The organism is Streptomyces sp. NPDC058864 (assembly GCF_042742985.1).
GTDB lineage: Bacteria > Actinomycetota > Actinomycetes > Streptomycetales > Streptomycetaceae > Actinacidiphila.
In genome coordinates this window covers 86907-102877 of record NZ_JBHYMQ010000021.1, presented here as the reverse complement: position 1 = coordinate 102877, position 15971 = coordinate 86907, and the positions used below count along the sequence as shown (strand labels likewise).

Annotated in this window: 12 protein-coding genes; 4 read left to right on the top strand and 8 right to left on the bottom strand. The window is 74.2% G+C overall.

The window, feature by feature from the left end; genetic code table 11:
- Nucleotides 1-43: 43 nt before the first annotated feature.
- On the top strand, nt 44-1222 hold the full coding sequence (gene moeZ, locus ACFW3D_RS18700) for an adenylyltransferase/sulfurtransferase MoeZ (RefSeq protein ID WP_500505252.1): 1179 nt from the start codon (nt 44-46) through the stop codon (nt 1220-1222).
- Between the two features lie 76 nt (nt 1223-1298).
- Here moeZ and ACFW3D_RS18695 read toward each other — a convergent pair whose 3' ends face one another.
- The 6 genes from ACFW3D_RS18695 to ligD form a co-directional block, all read right to left on the bottom strand.
- Nucleotides 1299-2156 carry an acyltransferase family protein gene (locus ACFW3D_RS18695; RefSeq protein ID WP_500505251.1) on the bottom strand — a complete coding sequence of 286 codons (858 nt, stop codon included), beginning with the start codon at nt 2154-2156 and terminating at the stop codon, nt 1299-1301.
- Nucleotides 2153-2485, bottom strand: coding sequence for an acyltransferase family protein (locus ACFW3D_RS18690; RefSeq protein WP_500505250.1), 333 nt, complete (start codon nt 2483-2485; stop codon nt 2153-2155). Before ACFW3D_RS18690 ends, ACFW3D_RS18695 begins: the two co-directional genes overlap by 4 nt.
- A gap of 111 nt (nt 2486-2596) precedes the next feature.
- A complete protein-coding gene (locus ACFW3D_RS18685) occupies nt 2597-3466 on the bottom strand; it encodes a glycerophosphodiester phosphodiesterase (protein WP_500505249.1) in 870 nt (289 codons plus the stop codon).
- A 279-nt stretch (nt 3467-3745) separates the two neighbouring features.
- A complete protein-coding gene (locus ACFW3D_RS18680; protein ID WP_500505248.1) occupies nt 3746-4813 on the bottom strand; it encodes a phosphotransferase family protein in 1068 nt (355 codons plus the stop codon).
- Nucleotides 4810-5901, bottom strand: a complete 1092-nt coding sequence (locus ACFW3D_RS18675) for an Rv3169 family protein (protein ID WP_500505247.1) — start codon at nt 5899-5901, stop codon at nt 4810-4812. Before ACFW3D_RS18675 ends, ACFW3D_RS18680 begins: the two co-directional genes overlap by 4 nt.
- A gap of 53 nt (nt 5902-5954) precedes the next feature.
- Nucleotides 5955-6986, bottom strand: a complete 1032-nt coding sequence (ligD, locus tag ACFW3D_RS18670) for a non-homologous end-joining DNA ligase (protein WP_500505246.1) — start codon at nt 6984-6986, stop codon at nt 5955-5957.
- 77 nt (nt 6987-7063) lie between these two features.
- Here ligD and ACFW3D_RS18665 point away from each other — a divergent pair, with 77 nt between their 5' ends.
- Nucleotides 7064-8116, top strand: coding sequence for an ATP-dependent DNA ligase (locus ACFW3D_RS18665; protein ID WP_500505245.1), 1053 nt, complete (start codon nt 7064-7066; stop codon nt 8114-8116).
- On the opposite strand, the gene ACFW3D_RS18660 is transcribed toward ACFW3D_RS18665, so the two are convergent.
- Together ACFW3D_RS18660 and ACFW3D_RS18655 are read right to left on the bottom strand one after the other, a co-directional pair.
- The gene (locus ACFW3D_RS18660; protein ID WP_500505244.1) at nt 8089-8754 is read right to left on the bottom strand and encodes an NIPSNAP family protein; all 666 of its coding nucleotides are present in this window, start codon (nt 8752-8754) and stop codon (nt 8089-8091) included. The genes ACFW3D_RS18665 and ACFW3D_RS18660 overlap by 28 nt on opposite strands.
- 52 nt (nt 8755-8806) lie before the next feature.
- Nucleotides 8807-11668 (bottom strand): lysylphosphatidylglycerol synthase transmembrane domain-containing protein, encoded by a 2862-nt coding sequence (locus ACFW3D_RS18655; RefSeq protein ID WP_500505275.1) that lies wholly within the window; start codon nt 11666-11668, stop codon nt 8807-8809.
- Between the two features lie 380 nt (nt 11669-12048).
- On the opposite strand from ACFW3D_RS18655, the gene ACFW3D_RS18650 reads away from it, so the two are divergent.
- Together ACFW3D_RS18650 and ACFW3D_RS18645 are read left to right on the top strand one after the other, a co-directional pair.
- The gene (locus ACFW3D_RS18650; protein ID WP_500505243.1) at nt 12049-12447 is read left to right on the top strand and encodes an MGMT family protein; all 399 of its coding nucleotides are present in this window, start codon (nt 12049-12051) and stop codon (nt 12445-12447) included.
- 234 nt (nt 12448-12681) lie between these two features.
- A complete protein-coding gene (locus ACFW3D_RS18645) occupies nt 12682-15969 on the top strand; it encodes an ATP-dependent helicase (RefSeq protein ID WP_500505242.1) in 3288 nt (1095 codons plus the stop codon).
- The last annotated feature ends 2 nt before the right edge of the window (nt 15970-15971 follow it).

The following is a 15971-nucleotide window of genomic DNA, read 5'->3' as shown; positions in this document are numbered from 1 at the left end:
CGGGGAGAACATTCGTAGTGATCGATCGACAAACGGAGTCCCCGTGTCGCTGCCACCCCTGGTCGAGCCGGCCGCCGAGCTCACCGTCGACGAGGTCCGCAGGTACTCCCGCCACCTGATCATCCCCGACGTGGGGATGGACGGGCAGAAGCGGCTGAAGAATGCCAAGGTGCTCTGTGTGGGCGCCGGCGGTCTCGGCTCGCCCGCCCTGATGTACCTGGCAGCCGCAGGTGTGGGCACGCTCGGCATCGTGGAGTTCGACGAGGTCGACGAGTCCAACCTGCAGCGCCAGATCATCCACAGCCAGGCGGACATCGGCCGTTCCAAGGCGGAGTCCGCCCGCGACAGCGTCAAGGGCATCAACCCCTACGTCGACGTGGTCCTTCACGAGGAGCGGCTCGAGGCCGACAACGTGATGGAGATCTTCAGCCAGTACGACCTGATCGTCGACGGCACGGACAACTTCGCGACCCGCTACCTGGTCAACGACGCGTGCGTGCTGCTGAACAAGCCGTACGTCTGGGGCTCGATCTACCGCTTCGACGGCCAGGCGTCGGTCTTCTGGTCCGAGCACGGTCCCTGCTACCGCTGCCTCTACCCCGAGCCCCCGCCGCCGGGCATGGTCCCGTCCTGCGCCGAGGGCGGCGTCCTGGGCGTGCTGTGCGCGTCCATCGGCTCCATCCAGGTCACCGAGGCCATCAAGGTCCTCACCGGCACCGGCGAGCCGCTGGTCGGCCGGCTGATGATCTACGACGCCCTGGAGATGCAGTACCGCCAGGTCAAGGTCCGCAAGGACCCGGACTGCGCGGTCTGCGGCGAGAACCCGACCGTCACCGAGCTCATCGACTACGAGGCCTTCTGCGGCGTCGTCTCCGAGGAGGCGCAGGAGGCGGCGATGGGGTCGACGATCACTCCGAAGCAGCTCAAGGAGTGGATCGACGACGGCGAGAACATCGACATCATCGACGTCCGCGAGCCCAACGAGTACGAGATCGTCTCCATCCCGGGCGCCCGTCTGATCCCCAAGAACGAGTTCCTCATGGGCAACGCCCTCCAGGACCTCCCGCAGGACAAGAAGATCGTCCTGCACTGCAAGACCGGTGTCCGTTCCGCCGAGGTCCTCGCCGTGCTGAAGTCCGCGGGCTTCGCCGACGCGGTCCACGTCGGCGGCGGTGTCATCGGCTGGGTCAACACGATCGAGCCGGACAAGCCGGTCTACTGACCGACGCGGGAGCGAAGGCCCACGGCGACCGGCCGGTCCGGTCGCCGTGGGCCTTCGCCGTCTCCCGGGCCGGACGTCACGGACCCGCCGGCGTGGCCTCGGCCGGACCGCGCGGCCCCGGACCCGCGGCGCGCGAACGGCCCGGCACCGGCAGGGACTTCCAGGAGCGGTACCGCTTGAAGGGCAGCTCGAAGACCCGGGCGAACAGCCACGCCGCCAGTAGCGAGGCGGGCAGCGCCACGACGAGCGTGAACCAGAACGTGGGCAGTCCGGGGGAGACGAACCGCGGGGCGATGCGCCGGATGACGGTCAGGACCAGGGGCAGGTGGATCAGGTAGAGGCTGTACGAGACCTCGCCGAGGCCGCGGACGGGACGTGCGGTCAGCAGCCGCAGCAGGACGGCCGGTCGCCCCGTGGCGACCGCGGCGATCAGCATCGTCATGGCGGGCGCGACGGCGAGGTCCACCCAGAAGTAGTGGTCCACCGTCCAGACCGCGCCCCTGGCGGCGGCGAGCGCCACCACCGGCGCCGCGGCCGCTACGGCGAACCAGTGCCACGGCAGGCGCCGGACCCGGGCCGGGGCGACGACGATGGCCGCGCCCACCAGGCCGGCCACGCACACCGGGGCGAGATGCGGGGTGAGCCAGTTGTTCCCCTCCACCGGGGTCGCGCCCGGCGCCGTCAGACCGCGGGCGATGACCGGCAGCGTCACGCCCGCGACCAGCACGACGGCGCCCAGCCGGCGCCGGACGAGCAGCAGGAGCGGGAAGAGGAGGTAGAGCTCCGCCTCCACGCCGATCGACCAGAACGTGCCGTTCGGCGTCGGTGCGGTGAAGACGTCCTGGGTGACGAGGCCGTACACCAGGACCGTCGCGCCGGTGGGCGGCCCGAAGTGCGAGGCCGGCACCACGAACCAGGCGATGACCAGGCTCATCGCGAGCGCCGCCCAGTACGGGGAAGGATGCGCCAGGCCCTGCGGCGCAGGAAACGGGCGACGCCGCCCAGCCGCCAGCCGTCGCGCGCCGGGGAGATGGCGAGCGAGAACCCGGACAGCACCAGGAAGAAGACGACGGCGAGGCGGCCGAACATGAGCCCGTCCAGCCACCAGGGGGCCGAGCTCTCGGGGTACCCCGGGAACGTGTAGAGCCAGCAGTGGAACAGCAGTACATACAGTGCGGCCAGGCCGCGCAGCCCTTCCAGGCCCGGCACCTCCGGCCGGAGGTGAGTTTCGAGGGCGTTGGGGACGGGACGGCTCGCATCCACGGGGATCGTCGGGCCCTTTCCTCCGGCGTCGGCGACCCTGTGCCACCCACGGTGACTGATACGTCGCTCCGGGCCGGGTGGTTCAGCGGGCCCCGCACGTCCCCGGCCGGGTCACTGCACGCCGTTGCGGATGACGTCCGGTCGGTTGGTGATGATGCCGTCGGCGCCGAGGGCCGCCATGCGGACGGCGGTGGTGAGGTCGTCCACCGTCCACGCGTTCACGCGCATCGGCTTGCCGTCGGGGCCGTTGACGCTGTGGACGGCCTGCACGTAGGCGTAGGTGACGTCCTTCTCGTCCGGATTGATCTGGTCGGCGAAGGCCGCGTACTCCTTCAGGCGGGAGACCGGCGGGCTGCCCAGGAACCCGGTCACGACGGCCGGGCGCAGTTCGTGGGTGCGGCGCAGGGCGTCGGCGCTGAAGCTCTGGACGACCAGGCGGCCGGAGAGGTGGGCCTGGTCGAGCCAGCCGGCCTTCTCCAGGGCGTCCACGGTCTGCTTCTCGATGCCGGGGTAGAGCTCGGGCTGCTTGAGCTCCAGCAGCAGGCCCTGCTGGTCGCGGTCGAGGAGCTCCAGGTACTCCTGGAGGGTGGGGACGCGCTCGCCGCGGAACCGGGGGGCGAACCAGCTGCCGGCGTCGAGCCGGCGGATCTCGGCGAGGGTGAAGTCGGCGACCCGCCAGGGGGAGCGGTCCGGGAAGACCTGCTCGACGTCGGTGGTGCGGTTCAGCGTCGCGTCGTGGATCACGACCAGGGCCCCGTCCTTGGTGCGCTGGACGTCGTTCTCGATCCACTTGATGTGCTGCTCGTGGGCCCGGCGCACGGCCGCCAGGGTGTTCTCGGGGGCCTCGGTGGAGGCGCCCCGGTGGGCGAAGACCGTCGGGGAGGAGGGGTCCGCGGGCGCGGCGTGGGCCGGCATGGTGACGAACGCGGAGGCTCCCAGGAGGACGGCGGCCGTGGCGGTACGGGCGAGGCCTTGGTGCATGCGTACTCCTCACGACGGCGCGGTCCCCTCCCGACCGAGGGTCGCAGCCCGCGCCAGGACACGGCGGTGCACGACATGACAAACGGGTGAATAACATCATCCCGTTCCTCCGTCAGGGTGGCACGGATGGCGCCGGGCCGCAGGTCGTGGGGAGCGCTCGCACGGCCGGGCGGCGCTGCGACGGCCCACGGGGCCGGGGCCGCCCGGGACGCCGCTGCGGGCGCTCCGGACGGCTCCGTGGTCACGGAACGTGAGGCACCGGGCCGGTGGTCGTGGGGGTCAGCGGTGGCGGCCCTCCACCATCGCCTCCAGCGTGTTCCGGTGCAGGATCAGCGCGTCGGAGTCGGCCGGCATCTCGCGCTCCCCGAAGTGGACCTGGCGGTGGCCGATCCGCAGCATCACGACCGCGTGCCGCAGCGCCGCGTACAGAAGGTGGAAGTCCAGGTCGCGCGGGGTGTGCCCGGTGAGTTCCGCGTAGGTCGCGGCGATGCGGTCGCGGTCGAGGAAGTCCGGCATGCCGGGGAAGCCGGCGGTGACGGTGAGGTCCTGGAAGAAGCGGTGCAGGTACACCAGCCACGCCAGGTCGAGTTCGCGGGGTCCGGAGGAGGCCATCTCCCAGTCGAGGACGGCGACCGGGGTGAAGTCCGCGTCGTAGACGATGTTGCCGATCCGGGCGTCGCCCCAGCTGAGCACGGACGGGCCGGGGTCGGCGGGCCAGTGCTTCTCCAGCCAGGCGAAGGCCCGCTCGATGAGGGGGGAACGGTTCTGCCCGCCGACGACCCATTCGTAGTAGGCGCGTTGGGCGTCGACGTGGGCCCGCAGCGTCCCCTCGCCGGGTACGGTGTGGAGTTCCGCGAGGACCCGCACCGTCGAGCGCTCCAGCCGCACCCGGTCCTCCTCGGAGGCGTCGAAGAGCCAGTTGCCGCCGTAGGTGTAGGGCATGACGTCCGGCGGGACGCGCCCGGGGACGCGCTCCATGACGAAGAACGGCGCGCCGAGCGGCCCCGGGTCGGGCTCCAGCCACAGCAGTTCGGGCACGGGGACTCGGGTGCGGGCGGCGACCGTCCGGATGACGCGGTACTGCGCGGCCATGTCGTACGTCGGGAAGACGGCGTACGCGTCGGGGTCGCCGGCCAGCCGCAGCACGCAGGGGCGGATGCGCTGGCGCGCGGTGCCCGCCGGGTGCGGGACGGCCAGGTCGAACAGGACGGTCTCGCTGGACAGGCCGTTCGCGGCGGGGAGGTGCACGCCGCGGCTGTGGGCGCCGGGATGCTTCGCGGCCAGCCACTCGTCGAGGCGGCTGCGCAGCAGCTGGGGGTCGCGGGTGGTGGTGCGCACCGTTGTCACATGGCCTCCTGACCGGTGAAGCCGCTGGGGGTGTGGCGGCCGAAGCTGCCGTGCTCAAAGATGCCGTAGCCGACCCGGCCGTCCCAGGCGAAACGCGCGGCGTGGTCGGTGACTCCGTACACGGCGGGCGCCGTGACCGCCGGATCCGTCAGGTCATAGGCACGGTGGTCGAGCCAGCCGCGGCCCTTCCACTCGCCGTGCTGCCAGTCGCGGGCGGGCGGGTATCCCGCCCCGACGGCGAGCGGGCTGGAGACCATCACCTCGGCCTCGATCTTCCCGCCGTCGAGGTGCACGACGGCCGAGACGGGCACCCGGGTGCCCTCCCGGTAGGTGATGTCGACCCGGGCGCGGCCCAGTTGCCGGTCCGGTCCGTGCTCGGTGATCTGCAGGGCCTCGTCCAGGGAGCGGTAGCCGTCGGCGTCCTCCTGGGCGATCACCATGACGAAGCGGTCGTCGAACCGGATCGGTATCCACAGCCAGTGGAAACCGCTCGGGCGGCTTTCCTCCTCGGCCCGCCCCGGGGCCTCGCCGGGCACCGGGCGCACGCCCCAGCTGCGGTCCCGCGTGGCCGTCCAGCCGCCGCGCTCCACGCGGATCTCCTCGCCGTCGCCGGTGCGGACCACACCGTGGCAGGTGCCGGCCTGGACGAAGCGGCTGGCCTCCAGGAAGAGCCGGCCGCCCCGGTACTGGGCGTGGTGCGGCTCCTCGACGGCCGGGAACGCGGCCTCCCATTCCAGGTCGTACGAGAGGAATGCGTCGTCGCAGGTCAGCCGGAGCCTGCGGAGCGGTTCCAGGACGTCGACGCGCAGCGGCCCGACCTGCTGCCGCATCCGGTCCTCGCCGAGCGCGTCGGAGGCGCGCACCGCGAGCATGCCGGTGCCGCGGGTCAGGGTCGCGTAGGCGTCGGTGACGCCGAGGTTGGGGTAGACGCCGAGGCCCGTGACGAGCAGGGCGCGGCCCTCGTGGTCGAAGAAGTGGAAGATCGAACGGTCGTAGGCGTTGCGGTCACCGGTCGCGACATGGCGCATGGAACGGGCGATCTGATGGACCGGGTACTCGTCCAGGGGCACGGGTCGAGGCGCGGGCATGCGCCTGATGATGCGTCAGCGCGGTCGCGGTGGGAAGAGGTCGTGCCGCGCCGTCAGTTCCCGCCGGTCGCGCCGTCCGGTTTGCGCCGGGCCCTGCTCGGCTGCACCCGCAACGGCTCCCCGGGCATCTTGGGGTGGTCCGGCGGGTACGGCATGTCGCCCAGCCCGCGGTCGTGTTCGTCGCGTTCTGCCAGTTCCAGGACGGCGTCCAGCCGGTGGGCGTGCTCCTCCATGCCCGCGTGCACGTCGCCCAGCTCGGCGTACCGCACGGGCATCGTGACCAGGTCGAAGTCCCGCGGGTGCACCTGCGGCACCTCCTCCCAGCGCAGCGGCGCCGAGACCGGGGCGTGCGCCCTGGGCCGTACGGAATACGCGGAGGCGATGGTGCGGTCGCGCGCGGTCTGGTTGTAGTCGACGAAGATCTTCTCGCCGCGCTCCTCCTTCCACCACGCGCTGGTGACCTGGTCCGGCATCCGCCGCTCCATCTCGCGGGCGATGGCGATGGCGGCCCGCCGCACCCCCGTGAACGTCCACTCGGGCTCGATGGGGACGAAGACGTGCAGGCCCCGCCCGCCGGAGGTCTTGGGCCAGCCGCGCAGGCCCAGTTCCTCCAGCAGCCCGCGCAGTTCGCCGGCGACGCGCACCGCGTCGGAGAAGTCGGTGCCCGGCTGCGGGTCGAGGTCGATGCGCAGTTCGTCCGGGTGGTCGAGGTCGCCGCGCCGGACCGGCCAGGGGTGGAAGGTCAGGCAGCCGAGGTTGGCGCCCCAGACGACCGCCGCGGCCTCGGTCGGGCAGATCTCGTCGGCGTGGCGCCCGGAGGGGAAGCGGATGCGGCCGGTGGGGATCCAGTCCGGGGTGTTCTTCGGGGCGCGCTTCTGGAAGAACGACTCGCCCCCGACCCCGTCCGGGTAGCGCTCCATCGTCGTCGGCCGGTCGCGCAGCGCCCGCAGGACGCCGTCGCCGACCGCGAGGTAATAGCGGACCACGTCCAGCTTGGTGAAACCCGGTTCCGGGAAGTACACCTTCCCCGGGTTCGAGATCCGGACCGTCCGCTCGCCGACGGTCAGCTCGACCGCCTCCGCCATGCCGTCACCGCCTCTCCCGTCCCACGACACGGTAGGCCCGACGGGCGGGCCGCGCCCGTCGGGCGGAGAATCGCGGCATGGACCTCCCGGTGATGCCGCCCGTGAAGCCGATGCTCGCCAAGTCCGCCGCCGCGATCCCGCCCGGCATGCTGTACGAGGGCAAGTGGGACGGGTTCCGCGCCATCGTCTTCCGGGACGGCGCCGAGGTGGAGATCGGCAGCCGCACGGGCAAGTCCCTGACCCGCTACTTCCCGGAGGTCGTCGAGGCGGTCCGCGCCGAACTGCCGCCGCGCACCGTCGTCGACGGGGAGATCGTCATCGCCCGCGAGGGCCGGCTGGACTTCGACGCGCTGCTGGAGCGCATCCACCCCGCCGACTCCCGGGTGCGGCAGCTCGCCGAACGCACCCCCGCCTCCCTCGTCGCCTTCGACCTGCTGGCGCTCGGCGACCGCTCCTTGATGGCGGATCCGCAGACCTGGCGCCGCCAGGCCCTCGTCGACGCGCTCGGCCGGGCACGGGCGCCGGTCCACGTCGCCCCCGCCACCACCGACATCGAGCTGGCGCGGCGGTGGTTCGAGCAGTACGAGGGCGCGGGACTGGACGGCGTCGTCGCCAAGCCCACCGACGTCGGCTACCGCCCCGACGAACGCGTCATGGTCAAGGTGAAGCACGAGCGCACCGCCGACTGCGTGCTCGCCGGCTTCCGCTGGCACAAGTCCGGTCCCGTCGTCGGCTCCCTCCTGCTCGGCCTGCACGACGCCGCCGGCCGCCTCCAGCACGTCGGCGTCTGCGCCTCCTTCCCCATGCGCCGCCGCGAGGAACTCGTCGCCGAACTGGAGCCGCTGCGCATGGAGTCCGCCGAGGGCCACCCCTGGGCCGACTGGGCGGAGGCAGAGCCCGGCGGCCGCATGCCCGGGGCCCAGAGCCGCTGGAGCGCGGGCAAGAACCTGTCCTGGATCCCCCTGCGGCCCGAGCGCGTCCTGGAGGTCGCGTACGACCACATGCAAGGCGACCGCTTCCGGCACACCGCCCAGTTCCGCCGCTGGCGCCCCGACCGCGACCCCGCCGGGTGCAGCTACGCGCAGTTGGAGGAACCCGTCGGCTACGACCTCGGCGACATCCTGCGCTGAGCCCCCGGGCGCCCGGGTCCCGGTACGCCCAGCGGTGCCAGCCGCAGCCGTTGCGGGGGCCGCAGCAGCGGCAGCCGTGCCACCGCGGCGGGCAGAGCGGGTCGCCCGGGCCGCGCCCCGGCGTCGGGGAAGGCGGTGAACCACAGGACGACGTCCTCGCCGGTGCGGACCGGCAGCGCCGGGAAGTCGTTCACCGTGTGCTCGCTGCGGTGTGCCGCGGCGTCCGGCGGCAGCCCGCCGGGCCCCGCGAGGGCCTCGGCGAAGACCTCCGGCTCGGCGGGATGACAGATGGTCACGACGACCTGCCCCGCCCCCGGAGGTACGCGGTAGCCGGGGCCGCGCAGCAGCAGGACGTCGTCCGAGTCGGTCATGGTGGCGTTGGCGGCGTCCCGGTGCGCCCGCCACACCGGGCCCCCGTAGAAGGCGTGCAGCGAGCGGAGCCGCGCGGGCATGCCGGGGAAGCCGCGCATCCACACGAAGCGGTCCGGGTCGTCCAGGTCGGCGAAACGCCCGCCGACCCGGATCCCGGCGGCCTCCTGGCCGGTGACGAACTCGCGCTCGAACAGCCCGGCCAGGGTGTCCCGGGAGCCGGGACGCAGCGTGTACTGCCGCAGCTCGACGATGTGCGTGGTGTCCATGACCGGGGACCGTACGGGCGGCCCACTGACATCTCCTGTCAGTGGGCCCGCGTCAGAGTGCCTGGCGCCTGGTGAGCTGGGTGAACGCCAGCCAGCCGGGCAGCACCGGCAGCCAGAAGGTCAGCACCCGGAACAGCAGCACCGAGGAGGTGGCCGTCGCCGAGTCCAGGTGGCCGATGGTGGTCAGACCGGCGATCAGCGCGCCCTCGACCGCGCCCAGGCCGCCCGGCGTCGGGGCCGCGGAGCCCAGGGCGTTGCCCGCGAGGAAGACCACCGCGATCGCCGCGAAGTTCACCTCGCCGTGGAAGGTGCGGATGCTGGCGTCCAGGCACAGCACGAAGGCGAGGGTCAGCAGCAGCGTGCCGCCGATGCCCGTGGTGAGCTTCATCGGCTGCTGCAGCACGTCCAGCATGCGCGGCACCACTCCGGCGAACAGCGCCCGCACCCGGCTGGAGACGAAGCGCCGCAGCGGCGGGACGGCGGTGACGACCAGGAAGAGCACGCCGGCCGTCAGCAGCCCCGCCATCACCGTCCGGGACGGCGACAGCGAGGGCGTCTTCTCGGTGCCGGTGATGTAGCCGAACACCAGCAGCAGGCTGATGTGCGAGCCGAGGCCGACCAGCTGCGAGGCCCCCACGCTCGCCACCGCGAGGCCCGGGCGCACGCCCGACTTCTGCAGGTAGCGCGTGTTGAGCGCCACACCGCCGATGGCGGCGGGGGCCACCAGCTTCACGAAGGAGCCGGCGATCTGCGCCAGCGTGGTGCGGAGGAAGGACAGCTTCTCCGGCACGAAGCCGGACAGCGCCATCGCCGCCGCGACGTAGCTGAGCGCGGAGGCCAGCACGGCCACGATGACCCAGATCCAGTTCGCCTCGCCGAGCAGCGTCGCCGGGTCGATGCTGCTGATCTGGGAGAGCAGGAAGTACGCGGCGAAGGCGCCCGCGATGATGCTGATCAGCGTGCGCGGCCGCACCCGTTCCAGCCGTACCGGCTCCACCGGGGCCTGCGGGCGGATGAGCAGCACCTGGTGACGGATCCGGGTGAGCAGGTCCTCCTCGCGGACTCCCTCCAGCGCGTCCTCGATCGCCTTCTTCTCGGCCCGCCGCTCCGCCTTGGTCTCCTTGCCCGCGTCCTTGGTGCCGGTCTCACCGGCCTCCCCGTCCGCCCGCCGGGCCCGGGACGCGGCCAGCACCGCCTCGCGTTCGCGCTGCGCCCGCTCCCTGGCGAGCTGTTTCAGCGTGGCCCGGGTGGTGCGGCTCAGCGCGATCGGCTGCAGCAGCGGCAGGGAGTCGGCGACGGCGTCCGGGCCCAGCACGGCGACGGCCGAGGCCACCGACCGCTCCGGGCCGACGCGCAGCGCCAGGGTGGTGAGCAGCTGCGCCACGTCCATGCGCAGCACGATGTCGCCGGCGGCGATCTCCCCGCCGCGCAGGTCGGTGAGGAAGACCTTGCCGGAACGATCCATCTTCAGGGCCTCGCCGACCAGCCTGCGGTGCGCGATCCGCCGTGACTGCAGCGCCCGCACCTGCTCCCAGGCGCCGTGCAGCACCTCGTCGGTGATCTCCTCGTCCGGCAGCGCGTCCAGCGAGCGCCCGCCCATGTGCTCGTAGACCAGCATCACGGCGTCCGGGCCCAGCTCGGAGGTGGCGATCAGCCGCGGGGCGTGGGCGCCGGCGGCGATGGCCGCGTAGGCCAGCAGCGCCTCCTGCTCCAGCGCCTGGCGCAGCGACTGCAGGCTCCGCCGCTGGGTGATCCCGCGCAGCTGGAGCCGGCGCCACATGCGGTAGAAGAAGCCGTGCGCCTGCTGTTCGCGGTCCACCACCGTCACGTCCAGCAGCGGGCCGTCCTCCAGGGTGACCAGGTAGCGGCGGCCCCGGTCGGAGTCGGGCCCGTCGGGGAACTCGTCCTCCGCGCGGACCGCCGTCAGCGGGGCGAAGCCCACCCGGCGCAGGCCCGCCAGCAGGTTCTGGCCGGTCGGGCGGACGTTCGGGGAGCCGACCCCGTAGAGCGTGCCGTAGGCCACCGTCCAGCCGATGAGCACGGTCACGATGATCGAGAACGGTGTGGTGTAGCCGCCCACCAGCACCGCGAAGGAGTCCACGACCAGCACGAACCACAGCGCCACCCGCCAGCGCGGGCGGCGGGCCATGCCGACCGCCGTCATGTAGGCGATCACCGGGGCCAGGTAGCCGTGGACGGGGTCGGTGATCCCGCCGCCGGGCGCGTCGCGGGTCAGCGCGTCCCGGATCGCCACCGGCGCCGCGTCCGACACCCACAGGTCGGTCGCGAGCGACACCCCGTGCGCGAGGACCGCGGCCAGCACACCGTCCGCGATGCGCAGCCCGTCCCGCTTGATCAGCCGCTCCACGGCGAACGCCACGGGCACGATCAGCACCGCCACGGTCGCCAGCAGGCCGGCGATCGTGATCAGCGGCTCGGGGGCGTGCGTCGCGCCCTCGGCGATGTCCTGCTCCACCCCGGAGGTCGTCGCGTGCGCGAAGCCCGCGATCATCAGCACGATCGCGATGCCGAGCAGCCCGAAGAGGAGGCGCATGAGGTCGACGGGCCGGTGCACCCGCGCGGGCAGCAGCGGTTCGTCCCGCGCCACCGGGTCGGTGTGCGGGGAGGTGCCGTCGGCCCGCGCGCCCTCGTCCGCGTCGTGCCCACCGTGGGGCGGCTTCGCCGCGCCGGCCTCGTCCCCGGCGTCCTCTTCCGGCGCGCCGGGCCCCGCTGTGGTGCCAGGTTCCGCGGTGGCATCGGCCGACCGCGGTGCGGACGGGGCCGGTTCCTCCGCCGGAGCGGGCGCGCCGTCCCGGTCGGAGCGGTCCGCGCCGGTCGCCCCGGGGGCTTGCGGACCGTCGTCCGGCCCGGAGGGCGCGGCGGCCCGCGCGGGCGGGGCCGTGGCCGGCGTCACACCGGCGGGCCCTTCGTCCGCCGCGGTCACGGCGTCGTCGCCGGGGGCCGCCGCGGCACTCGTGGACGGTGGGACGCGGGCCGCCTCGTCCGCGTCACCGGGCGCCCGCGGGGCCTGCGGCACGGGGGACGAACCTCCGGCCGGGACGCCGTCCCCGGGGCCCTCGGAGGCAGCGGGGACCGCGCGAGCGGCTCCGTTCCCGCTCACGTCGTGCTCTCCGGCTGTCTCTTTTTGATCTCGTATCACCAGTCACCGCCCGGATGATGGTGGCACGAGCGGCCCGCGCATGGGCGCAGGAGGGGGCAATTCGCCGTACCGGGCGCCCCCGCGCGCGCTCCCGCCGCCCGCGACTGTCGGTGCCGTGGGGCACCATGTGACGGATGAGCAAGGACACCGCGCACGACCCGGACGACGTTCCGGACGGCGTCCCGGAGCTGCCCGCGTACGCGGAGCGCGTGCTGGACGTCGCCGAGCGAATCCCGCCCGGACGGGTCATGACGTACGGCGACGTCGCCGAGTGGCTGGGGGAGGGCGGCCCCCGGCAGGTGGGCCACGTCATGGCGCTGTACGGCGGGGCCGTGCCGTGGTGGCGCGTGGTGCGCGCGGACGGCGGGCTGCTGCCGGGCCACGAGCTGCGCGCCCTGGAGCACTACCGCGCGGAGGGCACCCCGCTGCGCCCGGCCCCGCGGGCGGCGAAGGGCCACATACCCCGTCTGGACATGCGCGAGGCCCGCTGGGACGGCACGGACCCCGTGCCCGCCCCCGGCGGGGACGACTGACGACCGGACGCTCACACCATCCAGCTTCCGCCATCCGGGACCGGTTGATGCCATCGGCCGTCCGGACGGAGTACGGCGCCCCGCGCCCGCCCGCTCCCGCATCCGTACGGGAAGCACGGGACGCGCGGCGGCCCCGGTGACCGGTGGCGTACCGTCGGCACCCGGCCTCCCCCGGCCACCGGCGGCACAGGCCGCCGCACACGCACCCGCACGCACACGGAACCGGCGAACCACGTGACCTCCTCCTCCACACGCCAGACGGACGCCGCCGCGCGGCGATCCGGGGGGACGGTCGGGCCTTCCGGCGGCTACCGGCTGCTACGGACCGCTCCGGAACCGGTGACGCCCCCTGAACTGGACGCCGCACAGCGCGCGGTGGTTGAGCACTCCGGCGGTCCGCTCCTCGTCCTCGCCGGACCGGGGACCGGGAAGACCACCACCCTGGTCGAGGCCGTCGCCGAGCGCGTGCGGCGCGGCACCGACCCGGAACGGATCCTCGTCCTCACCTTCAGCCGCAAGGCCGCGGGGGAACTGCGGGACCGCATGGCCACCCGGATGGGCGGCGCGGCCGCGCCGCAGGCCACCACCTTCCACTCCTTCTGCTACGCCCTGATCCGCGCCCACCAGGACCCCGAGCTGTTCGCCGACCCGCTGCGGCTGCTGTCCGGCCCCGAGCAGGACCTGGCGGTGCGCGAGCTCCTGGCGGGCGAGGCCGAACTGGAACGGCGGGGGCGGACCCGGGTGCGCTGGCCGGACGAGCTGCGCGCGGCGCTGACGACCCGCGGCTTCGCCGACGAGGTGCGGGCCGTGCTCGCCCGCACCCGAGAGCTGGGCCTCGGCCCGCGCGCCCTGGCCGTCTTCGCCGGGCGCACCGGCCGCCCCGACTGGTCGGCGGCGGCCGGTTTCCTCGCCGAGTACCTGGACGTCCTCGACCTCCAGGGCGTCATCGACTACGCCGAACTGGTGCACCGCGCGGTGCTGCTGGCCGGACGCCCCGAGGCGGCCCGCCACCTCGCCGGGGCCTACGAGGCCGTCTACGTCGACGAGTACCAGGACACCGACCCGGCGCAGGTGCGGCTGCTCCAGGCGCTCGCCGGCGGCGGCCGCCACCTGGTGGCCTTCGGCGACCCCGACCAGTCCATCTACGCCTTCCGCGGCGCCGACGTGAACGGCATCCTCGGGTTCCCCGAGGCCTTCCGGCACGCCGACGGCCGCCCCGCCGGCGTCCGCGTCCTCACCACGTCCCGCCGCTCCGGCGCCGGCCTGCTGGCCGCGACCCGGCTGCTCGCCCGGCGGATGCCGCTGACCCGGCTCCCGGCCGCCGCCGTCCGCGCCCACCGCGAGCTCACGCCGGTCCGCGACGGGGGCTCGGTCGCCGTCCGGACCTACCCCACGCCCGGCGCCGAACTCGACGGCATCGCCGACGTCCTGCGCCGCGCCCACCTGGAGGACGGCGTCCCCTGGTCCGACATGGCCGTCCTGGTCCGCGCCGGCTCCCGCTCGCTGCCCGTGCTGCGGCGGGCCCTGACCTCCGCCGGGGTGCCCGTCGACATCGACGGCGACGACCTCCCGCTGCGCGACGAGCCCGCCGTCGCCCCGCTCCTGCTCGCCCTGCGGGTCTGCGCCCACGCCGCCCTGCCCGATGCCCCGGAGCCGGGCCTGCGCGTCGAGGACGCCCTCACCCTGCTCGGCTCCCCGCTCGGGGGCATGGACACCGCCGACCTGCGCCGCCTGGGCCGCGCCCTGCGCGAGGAGGAGCGGGCCGCCGGGACGGCCGTACCGCGGCCGTCGGACGAGCTGATCGCCGAGGCGCTGGCGGAGCCCGAGCGCCTGGTGGCGCACGATCCCTCGTACGCGCGCGGCGCCCAGCGGCTCGGCGGGCTGCTGCGCAAGGGACGCGAGCTGCTGGCCGGCGGCGGCACCGCCGAGGAGGCGCTGTGGGAGCTGTGGGACGGCACCCCCTGGCCGGGGCGGCTGGAGCGGGCCGCGGTACGCGGCGGCGCGGCCGGACGCAACGCCGACCGGGACCTGGACGCGGTGTGCGTGCTCTTCGACACCGCCGCCCGGGCCGAGGAGCGCACCGGCGGCCGCGGCGCGCTGAACTTCCTGGAGGAGCTGTCCGCCCAGGACATCGCCGCCGACGTGCTGACCCGCCGCGCCGTCCGCCCCGACGCCGTACGGCTGATGACCGCGCACCGCTCCAAGGGCCTCGAGTGGGGGCTCGTGGTCGTCGCCGGCGTCCAGGAGGGGCTCTGGCCCGACCTGCGGCGCCGCGGCTCGCTGCTGGAGGCCGACCGCATCGGACGTGACGGCCTCGCGGAGCCGCTCACCCCGGGCGCGCTGCTCGCCGAGGAGCGCCGGCTGTTCTACGTCGCGGCCACCCGGGCCCGCGAGCGGCTCGTCGTGACCGCCGTGAAGGCCGCCGCCGACGACGGCGACCAGCCCTCCCGCTTCCTCACCGAACTCGGCGTGGAGCCCGCCGACGTCACCCACCGGGCGCGCCGCCCGCTGTCCGTCGCGGCCCTCGTCGCCGAACTGCGCGCCACGACCGTCGACCCGGCGGCCTCCCCGGCCCTGCGCGAGGCCGCCGCCCGCCGCCTGGCGCGGCTGGCGGGCCTGGAGGACGCGGGCCAGCCGCTGGTGCCCGCCGCCCATCCGGAACGCTGGTGGGGCCTGTACGAGCAGACCCGTTCCGAGGTACCGCTGCGCGACCGCGACCAGCCGGTCACCCTCTCCGGCAGCGCGCTGGACCAGCTGGCCAACACCTGCGCCCTGCAGTGGTTCCTCGGCCGCGAGGTGAAGGCCGAGCCGCCCTCCACGGCGGCCCAGGGCTTCGGCAACGTCCTGCACGTCCTCGCCGACGAGGTCGCCTCCGGCAGTACCCCGGCCGACCTGGACGTGCTCATGGAGCGGCTGGACTCGGTGTGGAACGCGCTGGCCTTCGACGCGCCCTGGAAGTCCCAGCAGGAGAAGGAGAACGCCCGCGCCGCCCTGGAGCGCTTCCTGCGCTGGCACGTCATGGAGCGCGGCCGCCAGGCCGTCGCCTCCGAGCACGGCTTCGACGTCACCCTGGAGACCGGGGACGTGGCCGTCCGCATCCGCGGCAGCATGGACCGCGTCGAGACCGACGAGGACGGCAACGCCTACGTCGTCGACTTCAAGACCGGCAAGGCCAAGCCCACCGCCGCCGAGGTCGAGGGCCACCCGCAGCTCGCCGTCTACCAGCTGGCCGTCCGGGAGGGCGCCGTCGACGAGCTCTTCCACGGCACCCGGCCCGCCCCCGGCGGTGCCGAGCTCGTCCAGCTGCGCATCGGCGCCGCCCGCCGAGACGGCGGCGACACCCAGCCCACCGTCCAGCACCAGGAGGCGCTGAGCGGCGACTGGGCCGACTCGCTGCTCGCCGACGCGGCCGCCCGCGTACTCGACGAGCGCTTCACCCCCTCAGCCGGCCAGCACTGCGAGAACTGCGCCTTCCGCGCCTCCTGCAGCGCCCGCCCGGAGGGACGGCACGTGGTGGAGTGAGG

Excerpts from the sequence above, each read along its gene's own strand:
- ACFW3D_RS18695 (WP_500505251.1), bottom strand. The coding sequence starts at position 2,156 with ATGAGCCTGGTCATCGCCTGGTTCGTGGTGCCGGCCTCGCACTTCGGG.
- ACFW3D_RS18665 (WP_500505245.1), top strand. The coding sequence starts at position 7,064 with ATGGACCTCCCGGTGATGCCGCCCGTGAAGCCGATGCTCGCCAAGTCC.
- ACFW3D_RS18650 (WP_500505243.1), top strand. The coding sequence starts at position 12,049 with ATGAGCAAGGACACCGCGCACGACCCGGACGACGTTCCGGACGGCGTC.
- ACFW3D_RS18660 (WP_500505244.1), bottom strand. The coding sequence starts at position 8,754 with ATGGACACCACGCACATCGTCGAGCTGCGGCAGTACACGCTGCGTCCC.
- ACFW3D_RS18685 (WP_500505249.1), bottom strand. The coding sequence starts at position 3,466 with ATGCACCAAGGCCTCGCCCGTACCGCCACGGCCGCCGTCCTCCTGGGA.
- ligD (WP_500505246.1), bottom strand. The coding sequence starts at position 6,986 with ATGGCGGAGGCGGTCGAGCTGACCGTCGGCGAGCGGACGGTCCGGATC.
- ACFW3D_RS18675 (WP_500505247.1), bottom strand. The coding sequence starts at position 5,901 with ATGCCCGCGCCTCGACCCGTGCCCCTGGACGAGTACCCGGTCCATCAG.